The following is a 1,756-nucleotide window of genomic DNA, read 5'->3' on the forward strand; positions in this document are numbered from 1 at the left end:
CGTGAAGGACACGGTTTTACAAGAAACGATTTCTCCACAAGAATTACATAAAGTTGTTCAAAAGAATACAGCTTATTATGACTTTAAGTGGGGGAAAGTAGAAAATCCAGCGCAAGGGAATACATGGAATTGGGTAGCCTTTTTCTTCCCAACTTTTTGGTTAGCTTATCGAAAAATGTATAAGTTATTTATTATATTTGCGTTATTGGCTATACCTAGTATAGTTATACCCCCTTTTATAGATATTCCAGAGGGGATTTATGTAACATTTAGTTTAGCTCTTCAATTAGGAATGATGATATTTACCGGATGGAAAGGAAACCGTTTATATTATAAGCATGCTGTTCGTGTTTTTCGTAAGGGAGAAGATGCGTCTGATCATGAGAAGGCGTATTTCTTACAATCAAAGGGTGGCGTGAGTATTGCTGGTATGATTGGTTTACAGATTATAGTCGGGATTGTGTTTGGGTTAGCTGCGTTCGGGCTGTCCTTTTTACCAACTGAACCGAATATTAAAAACGTTGTTCGTTCAAGTGGCGAAGGGGTTACTTTAGAGATTATGACTGATAATCCAACCTGGAAGTTTGTGAAGAAAGAAAAAGATTATGATGTAGTAGAGTTTACTGGTTATGATTATACAGAGAAGAAAAACGTGAAAATTAAATTTGCTGTTTATTTCGATGAAGATTATTTCGAGTGGCAAGAGGTATATGAAAATAATAAGAAGTTAAGTGAAGAAGAAGTAGAAGAATATCAAATTTATATTGAAGAAAATAATTGGGGTTTCTAGAGGGAACTCGTTCATTTTGAAAAGAAGAATCTTGTGAAGGTTCTTCTTTTATTTATTAGGGGGAGAGAAATGATTTCAGCATTAATAGAAGCTCTAATAGGATCTATTAGTTTAAGTACGGGTTTACACACGAAAAAGATTGATGCTAACATACTTTACTTGCAGCAGTATGAATGGTTTCGAATGATATATGAAGACGAGAAGTATCGAAAGTTATTTATTACGAACTACAAAGTTCGCTCATATTTACAAAGTAAGTTAAGAGTTCGATTGCTCGTAAAAAATAAAAATGCACAACGAAGATTTTTAAAATTAGTAGAAGAACAAATAGAAAAAAGGCATACGAATTGAAATTTTGTAAAATACAATAAAAAATGAGAATTTGAGGTAGGCTTGTCAATAACGTGAGACTATGGCACTATAAAGAAATGCTATACAAATTTTATTTATCGAGATGTAAACATCAATTTTGATTTTTACGTATAAATAATGAACGGAGGAAATGAATTTATGGCTACTTTACCAAATTGTCCAAAATGTAATTCAGAATATACGTATGAGGATGGCGTTCTTTTCGTATGTCCAGAATGTGCTCATGAGTGGGGCCAAGACACAGAAGCTGAAAATAATGATGGTGCAAAAGTTGTAAAAGATGCGAACGGAAACGTTCTTCAAGATGGCGATGCAGTTACTGTTATTAAAGACTTAAAAGTAAAAGGAACTTCTTCAGTTGTGAAGATCGGTACGAAAGTAAAAAGTATCCGTCTAGTTGATGGCGATCACGATATCGATTGTAAAATCGACGGTTTCGGAGCTATGAAGTTAAAATCACAGTTCGTTAAGAAGGCGTAAGACAATAAAAAGAGGGGGCGAATAGCCTCCTCTTTTTATTATGTCACTTTTTGTCGGTAAATCGATATTTCGTACAAAATCGTTGATATATTCTGAGTTATGATAGATATATTT

The 1,756-nt window shown here is 33.7% G+C and carries 3 protein-coding genes; all 3 read left to right on the forward strand.

Annotated features, from left to right (window positions below; translation table 11 throughout):
• Position 1: 1 nt before the first annotated feature.
• The 3 genes from MR107_RS29770 (at position 2) to phnA (ending at position 1,642) form a co-directional block, all read left to right on the forward strand.
• Positions 2-790 (forward strand): DUF2628 domain-containing protein, encoded by a 789-nt coding sequence (locus tag MR107_RS29770; protein WP_242293127.1) that lies wholly within the window; start codon positions 2-4, stop codon positions 788-790.
• Between the two features lie 69 nt (positions 791-859).
• Complete coding sequence (locus tag MR107_RS29775; RefSeq protein WP_065229545.1) at positions 860-1,141, forward strand: hypothetical protein; 282 nt, start codon at positions 860-862, stop codon at positions 1,139-1,141.
• 159 nt (positions 1,142-1,300) lie between these two features.
• A complete protein-coding gene (gene phnA, locus MR107_RS29780) occupies positions 1,301-1,642 on the forward strand; it encodes an alkylphosphonate utilization operon protein PhnA (RefSeq protein ID WP_226368798.1) in 342 nt (113 codons plus the stop codon).
• The last annotated feature ends 114 nt before the right edge of the window (positions 1,643-1,756 follow it).

The sequence above is a fragment of the Bacillus cereus group sp. BfR-BA-01441 genome (genome assembly GCF_022663075.1).
Taxonomy (GTDB): Bacteria; Bacillota; Bacilli; order Bacillales; family Bacillaceae_G; genus Bacillus_A; species Bacillus_A cereus.